Below are 7178 nucleotides of genomic sequence, written 5' to 3'. Positions count from 1 at the left end.
CAGAAATGCTTCCGCCAGGCTCAACTGCCCCGTCTGCTTCACCGCCATTGCGATTCCCTCCGAGCTTCCTTCTCAGGGAATCACAACCAGCCAATTACGCAACAGGCCCACAAGGGGAGAAGGGGAAAAGGGCGTTCCGCTTGCCCCTCAACCCCGCCCCTGCTAAAGCCCGCCGCATGACGACGCCCCTCGACCATATCCGCAATTTCTCCATCGTCGCCCATATCGACCATGGCAAATCCACGCTTGCCGACCGGCTGATCCAGCTCACCGGCGCGCTGGAGGAGCGCGACATGAAGGAGCAGGTGCTGGACTCGATGGATATCGAGCGCGAGCGCGGCATCACCATCAAGGCCCAGACCGTTCGGCTGAACTACCGCGCCAAAAACGGCGAGGATTATGTGCTGAACCTCATCGACACGCCTGGACATGTCGACTTCGCCTATGAGGTGTCGCGCTCCTTGGCCGCCTGCGAGGGCTCGCTGCTGGTGGTGGACGCTTCCCAGGGTGTCGAGGCGCAGACGCTCGCCAATGTCTACCAGGCCATCGACAACAACCACGAGATCGTCGTGGTGCTGAACAAGGTCGACCTGCCGGCGGCCGAGCCCGAGCGCATCCGCGAGCAGGTGGAGGAGGTGATCGGCCTCGACGCCTCCAATGCGGTGCTGATCTCGGCCAAGACCGGGCTTGGCGTGCCCGACGTGCTGGAGGCGATCGTCCATCAGCTGCCGCCGCCGCGCGAGGGCGACATCGCGGCACCCCTGAAGGCGATGCTGGTCGACAGCTGGTACGACGCCTATCTCGGCGTCATCGTTCTGGTGCGCATCATCGACGGCGTCATGAAGAAGGGCCAGACCATCCGCATGATGGGCACCGGCGCAAAGTACCTCGTCGAGCGCACCGGCGTGTTCAAGCCGGCCCGCGTCAATGTCGACGAGCTCGGCCCCGGCGAGTTCGGTTTCTTCACCGGCTCGATCAAGGAAGTGGCCGACACCCGCGTCGGCGACACCATCACCGAGGACCGCCGCCCGACGCAAAAGGCGCTCCCCGGCTTCAAGCCGGCGCAGCCGGTGGTGTTCTGCGGCCTGTTCCCGGTCGACGCCGCCGATTTCGAGGATTTGCGCGCCGCCGTCGGCAAATTGCGCCTCAACGACGCCAGCTTTTCCTATGAGATGGAAACCAGCGCCGCGCTTGGCTTCGGCTATCGCTGCGGCTTCCTCGGCCTGCTGCATCTGGAAATTATCCAGGAGCGGCTGGAGCGCGAGTTCAATCTCGACCTCATCGCCACGGCGCCGTCGGTCGTCTACCGCCTGAACCTCAATGACGGCTCGGTGAAGGAGCTGCACAACCCGGCCGACATGCCCGACGTGGTCAAGATCGCCTCGATCGAGGAGCCGTGGATCCGCGCCACCATCCTGACGCCCGACGACTATCTCGGCGGCATCCTGAAACTCTGCCAGGACAGGCGCGGCATCCAGGCCGATCTTTCCTATGTGGGAAAGCGCGCCATGCTCACCTACGACCTGCCGCTCAACGAGGTGGTCTTCGATTTCTACGACCGGCTGAAGTCGATCTCCAAGGGCTACGCCTCCTTCGACTATCACCTGACCGATTATCGCGAGGGCGACCTGGTGAAGATGTCGATCCTGGTCAACGAGGAGCCGGTCGACGCTTTGTCCATGCTGGTGCATCGCACGGCGGCGGAAAAGCGCGGCCGCGCCATGTGCGAGAAGCTGAAGGAGCTGATCCCGCACCACCTGTTCAAGATCCCGATCCAGGCGGCAATAGGCGGCAAGGTCATCGCCCGCGAGACCATCTCGGCGCTGCGCAAGGACGTCACCGCCAAATGCTATGGCGGCGACGTGACCCGCAAGCGAAAGCTGCTCGACAAGCAGAAAGAGGGCAAGAAGCGGATGCGCCAGTTTGGGAAGGTGGATATCCCTCAGGAGGCGTTTATCCAGGCGCTGAAGATGGGGGATTGAGGATGGGGCGATCTAGCTCTCTGGTGCGCTCGGGAAAAGGAGGTCGTACAGATCCTTTCCCATGGCTCCATACTGGCTCGATTTGTAGTCTCGGAATTTGAAATCTTTGATCGGGCTCATGTCGCTGCCCCCGACTTTCTGCCCGTGCTCAATCATTGCACGAAGCAAATTAATCAGTCCGTTGATTGTAGTGGTGTTCAAAATGCCGGGCTGATCCTTTTGAGCAACGACCCATTTTTCACCACCCACAGCTTGCCGCACTGCGCCGAAATAGCTGTTGAGTCTTTCGACGCAGAAATCGACGTATAGATCGACGACTGACAGATCCTGCTTCTCCTTTAGTTTTTGCGCCGAACTGATCGTCCACTGGCAATGGAGGCCTGCATGGTTGTCAATGTTAACCAGGTGACGGAGACCATAGCTAACGATGGAGGTGGTCTTCAAACGCTCCTTGTCATAGAAATATTTTACGAAGAGGTCTCGCAGCGGACCGCCTTTATTCAATCTCGTTATCACGCGCTTTGCAATCGATTCAGCTAAAAATGGGCTTATTATTGATAGTATTGCCTGCTTCAATTCTGGTGCGGCACTAACTTGATTGGAGTTTATCTCTAAAAATATCTCTGACTCGAATTTGACGCGATCTTGGTCAGAAAAATTCTTAGGATAGATTATGCCGGTGACCAAGATATTCAACTTCGATCTCAGTGGCTTGATATCTTCGTCGAACTTCCCGCCCTCATGGTAGGAGAATATCCTATGCTGGCCATCAATCACGCCGACCGAGTTGATCTTACGAGGCAGATATATAGTTACAGGAGACGTTGAACTGACCTTGCTTGGGTCAATTTGTGCGTCTTCGGTATCCAAAACTCTTGTCTCATTTGGAAGCGTCACAATCATGTTGTTCAGGAAAACTCTTTGCCGAGCTTTAACAAATTGCCTTATCGACTCAATTTTCTTTTGAGAAATCAGACGCTGATAAAGCCAATCAGAATCTCGCCATCCTTCCTTTCGCAGAACGTATGCCCTGTCTAATAGCGCCGCTGGACTCGTATAGAAGGAGACGATGCTGAAACCATGCCCAATATGAGAATGGCTCTCAGGAAGGATGGAGCCTTTGAATGGATCCTCTGCCGCCCCCGAAGACGTAAGACAGTTTTCGCCTACTTGGTTGTACCCCAACTTCAAAAAGGCCAGCAGTTCTGGCCTTGCAGATAATTTAAGTTAATTGGCAAGTGCCTTAAAGTACATAGCTATTGGGTGGTCATAAAACAAAACGTTGGGAAGCTCGTCCTTGAGAGACTGTTGGACGTCGTTCCGGGAGCAATATACAAACTTTATTATAAGCTTGCTTGTATCATATATCTTATTGATAGATCCTTTTACAAGGGGAACTTTCCGATTAGGTAATCCAAGAATCCATCTTTGTCTGATCTTATTTTGCTATAGAGAAATTCCTTCTTCTTAACGTGCTCAGATATATTATTGGATGATACTGTATATCCTAGGAGAAGAAGGACGTTCTCCCAGATAAAGAGATCATCGAAATCGGAAGTTGTTCCTTTGAACGTGATCGCACTATCAGAGATATCAGGAAACCGGACGAAGCCCATGTTCTGCAGTGCGTTTCGAACAATGGCTAAATGGCTTCTCTGCTTTCGTGCGAGCGCGCGCTCTTCAGGGCTCTTTTTCTTAGCCTTTGCCTTCGGCATTCATCCATTCCAGAGGGTAGGTGGCAACTTTTGCTCTGCCATCGGGTTCGGCTACAGGTTTGCCTGACGGTCTTAAGGGCAACGTACCCGCCCTTAGCTGCTCAAGGCGGTCCATCGCCAATTTCTGATAGCTCGCCTCCTTTTCGATACCAATTCCAATCCTGGAGTGTTTTTCCGCTGCAAGCATAGACGAGCCTACGCCGGCGAACGGATCCAGTATGCTGTCCCCTTCACTCGTGAGCGCCAAGATGCAGCGCTCGGCAACCTCAACAGGGAACTGGCAAGGGTGAGCCGTCTTTTCAGGGTGGTTAGCTTTGACGTTCGGCAGTCGCCAAATGGGTTTGTCGAAAAGCGCTGCTGACGCGTCAAATTCCCAGAAATCTCCAGGGTTTTTGCCAAGGGGATTTCCACTGAGCTTGCCGGCTCGCTCTGCAGCCTTTTTCGATGAGTGGCGTTTACCGGGGTATTTCTGAGGCACTCTGACAGGATCTAAATTGAACTTGTAATCGTCATTCTTTGTAAACCAAAGGAGTACCTCATACCGGCCAGAAAACCGGCGACTGCCATGCAGGCCGAAATTAAACGTCCATACGATTCGACTTCGAAGCTTGTATCCAAGCGATGAGAAGACATTGAAGGCTAAAAAGTCCAACGGGGTAATTTCGCTGTTCCGAACGTGATTTCCTACCTGCCAGCAAATACTTCCGTTTTCAATAAGAACTCTGTCTATTCCTCTTGCTACATCGACCGTAAATTCCTCGTAGTGTTTATAGCTACGAAAACTATCCTTTTCTTATGACTTTCCGATATTATAAGGCGGAGAAGTTATTACCAGCGAAAACTTAGACGCAGGGAGCGATTGAAGAAGATTCATACAATCTCCGAGCAGGACGGTGCTCGAAGAAAATTCATCAGTCAAAGACATGCGTATGCTCCTGCGTCCGATCAAAGTAGATGATTCGTGGTAACTTGGAAAACATCTCTCATCCGCAAAACTGTTGACCCGCTCCCCGTCGCACCGCGCCCTTCACCATCCAGCCACATCGGCGTATCCTCTCCCCGGCTTGGGGAGACATCACATGCGCTCCACTCTCGATCTCGTCGCCGCGATCGGCCTCGCCGTCGGCGGCACTTTTGGCTTGGCGGGCACTTTCGTTGCCAGCGACCCGCTGCGCGAAACGGTCTGGACCATCGACGGTGTCGGCATCGTCGTCGCCACGGCGCTATTCACGATGAAATACCAGCGGCTGGGCAATGATCTCGCCGCGGCCGGCTTCCTCACCTTCCTGGCCGGCGAAAGCCTGCTTCTGGCCGGAAATGCGGCGGGCCTGCAAGCCTCCGTGCCTTCCTATGCCGGCGGTATTGCGCTGTGGGCTGCGGGGCTGGTCATGGTCAGCGCGCAAGCCACATTCGCGCTGTGGATGCGTCTCACGGCGTCCGTCGCCGCTGTGCTGTTCTCCGTCTCGGTTCTCATGATCCTGTGGGGCGCGCCGCTCTTGCCCACCTCGGCACCGCTGCCGGCGCTGGGCTATCCGTTCCTGGTGCTGACCTTCATCGGCTGGATCTGGACTTTGCTTAAGCCGGAGCGTTGAGTGCGAAGGCGATGGCCGCGCCGCTCGAACTCCGCAACAGCCCGTCGGGAAAAATCCTGCCCGCGCTCGGGCCATTCCTGCTCGGTGGCATTTTCGGCTTCGGCGCGCTGCAGGGCATGGCCTCGGGGGCGAACAGCGGCCATGTGCTGTGGATCGCGCTGCTTAGCGCCGCCTGCCTGGGCCTCGGCGCCTTTATCGCGCGCGGCGCTTTCGACAGCTCGGTCAAGGTTGTGCTGGACAGCCAAGGCTTCCGCGATACTCGCGCCGGCGACGTGCTGGTGCCGTGGAGCAAGGTGAAGAGCGTGCGGCTCGCCGCCGGCGGCAAGGGCGCGGCGATGCTCAATTTCGAGCTCACCGAGGAGCCGCCCGACGCAATCCGATATTCCTCCGCCAACGCCTTCGGGGTCATGCCCTTTGGCCGGAACATGGTGCATATGGAGATTTCCTCGCTCGACGTGCGCGGGGAGGATCTGGTGGATGCGGTGAAGGCATTCGCGCCGCATGTGGTGAGGCGCTGATCTCCCCCCTCGAGGGGGAGATGTCGCCGAAGGCGACAGAGGGGGTCACCGCGCGTGAAGCGCCGACGCCCTATGCGACAAGAAAGAGCGTCGGCACTCTAGGTGAAAACAGCCGACTCAGCCTCCCGCCGTAAAATGGAGGCTGGCGCTCCACGCGCGGCGACCCCCTCTGGCCGCTTTGCGGCCATCTCCCCCTCGAGGGGGGAGATTACCGGCGCCACCCGTGCTCTACTTGCCCCCGGGGACCTCGCCATGATTCGCGCTCTGCTCGCCTTCCTTCTCCTCACCTCGCCGGCCTTCGCCGCCGGCATGTCCGTCTTCGTGCGCAACCAGCGTTCGGACGGCGTCGCGGTCGAGCTGTTCAGCCGCGACAGCCAAAAAGTCTGGCCGGGCGACGACAAGGTTTTTCTCATCCGGCCGAAGGCGCGAAAATCCGTCCCGATCTCCTGCGAGCCGGGCGAGCATATCTGCTGGGGCGCATGGGTGAACGGCGACGATTCCGTCACCGCCGGCGTCGGCCCCGACAATGACCAGCCCTGCGACACCTGCTGCTTCATCTGCACCGAGCATTCGACCGAGACGGTGGACCTGGCGGAGTAACGCGGCGCTTTCCCCAAAATCTCAGCCATTTTCGCTGCCGCCCCTTGGCATACGCGCCGGCCATGTCATCATCCCGCGATCGGCCGTGGGGGCCGATTCTACCTCGGGGGTTTTCATGTCTTCCACCTTTGCGCGCCGCGCTGCCGCCGCGCTTTCGCTCGCGGCCCTCATCGCGCCCGCCGCTCACGCCGATGACGTCACCTTCCAGATCAAGAATGGCCACCCCAACGCCATGCGTGTCGAGCTCTACAGCCAGGACCGCGACTATGTCTGGCCGGGCGACGGCAAGGATTTCTATCTCGACGACGGCGAGACCAAGCAATTGCCGATCTCCTGCAATGAGGGCGAGAAGATCTGCTACGGCGCCTGGGTCGACGGCGACGAGGAAACCTATTGGGGCGTCGGCCCCAACAACAAGGAAACCTGCGAGGACTGCTGCTACACCTGCAGCGGCGGCCAGACCGAGGAGATCGACCTGGAGGAATAGCGGCGCCTTATCTCCCCCCTTGAGGGGGAGATGTCGCCAGAGGCGACAGAGGGGGTCGCCGCGCGTCGAGCGGCAGCGCTTTGCGCGACGAAGAAGTGACGTCGGCGATCTATGTGAGACGACCCCCTCTGGCCGCTTTGCGGCCATCTCCCCTCGATGGGCATATGCGCTAAGATAGCTTTGGCATGGCTTGAAACTTGCGCTTTCGTGGTGGCTCGCGCCAACGATGTCGCAAGGCATGGAGATTCTGGCGCAGGGTTGCCAAGGGCGGCTGAGTAAAGATG

General features: G+C 57.7%; 6 protein-coding genes and 1 pseudogene. 5 read left to right on the top strand and 2 right to left on the bottom strand.

Annotation, left to right across the window (positions count from 1 at the left end):
- Nucleotides 1–176: 176 nt before the first annotated feature.
- Entirely contained in the window at nucleotides 177–1982 is a 1806-nt protein-coding gene (lepA, locus tag O7A05_RS33720) for a translation elongation factor 4 (protein WP_224716352.1), read from the top strand.
- Nucleotides 1983–1994: 12 nt separating this feature from the next.
- On the opposite strand, the gene O7A05_RS33715 is transcribed toward lepA, so the two are convergent.
- Nucleotides 1995–3173 carry a ParB N-terminal domain-containing protein gene (locus O7A05_RS33715; RefSeq protein ID WP_337097715.1) on the bottom strand — a complete coding sequence of 393 codons (1179 nt, stop codon included), beginning with the start codon at nucleotides 3171–3173 and terminating at the stop codon, nucleotides 1995–1997.
- A gap of 504 nt (nucleotides 3174–3677) precedes the next feature.
- Nucleotides 3678–4475, bottom strand: a pseudogene (locus O7A05_RS33710) (DNA-methyltransferase); the annotation flags it as partial.
- 301 nt (nucleotides 4476–4776) lie between these two features.
- On the opposite strand from O7A05_RS33710, the gene O7A05_RS33705 reads away from it, so the two are divergent.
- From O7A05_RS33705 to O7A05_RS33690, 4 genes are all read left to right on the top strand, one after another.
- A complete protein-coding gene (locus O7A05_RS33705) occupies nucleotides 4777–5289 on the top strand; it encodes a hypothetical protein (protein ID WP_337097714.1) in 513 nt (170 codons plus the stop codon).
- Nucleotides 5290–5300: 11 nt separating this feature from the next.
- On the top strand, nucleotides 5301–5807 hold the full coding sequence (locus O7A05_RS33700; RefSeq protein ID WP_337097712.1) for a hypothetical protein: 507 nt from the start codon (nucleotides 5301–5303) through the stop codon (nucleotides 5805–5807).
- A gap of 252 nt (nucleotides 5808–6059) precedes the next feature.
- Nucleotides 6060–6407, top strand: a complete 348-nt coding sequence (locus O7A05_RS33695; RefSeq protein ID WP_337097710.1) for a hypothetical protein — start codon at nucleotides 6060–6062, stop codon at nucleotides 6405–6407.
- Between the two features lie 115 nt (nucleotides 6408–6522).
- Nucleotides 6523–6894, top strand: coding sequence for a hypothetical protein (locus O7A05_RS33690; protein WP_337097708.1), 372 nt, complete (start codon nucleotides 6523–6525; stop codon nucleotides 6892–6894).
- Nucleotides 6895–7178: the final 284 nt, after the last annotated feature.

This window comes from Mesorhizobium argentiipisi (SeqCode), from assembly GCF_037179585.1.
GTDB lineage: Bacteria > Pseudomonadota > Alphaproteobacteria > Rhizobiales > Rhizobiaceae > Mesorhizobium > Mesorhizobium argentiipisi.
This window is presented reverse-complemented; position numbering and strand designations above follow the sequence as displayed.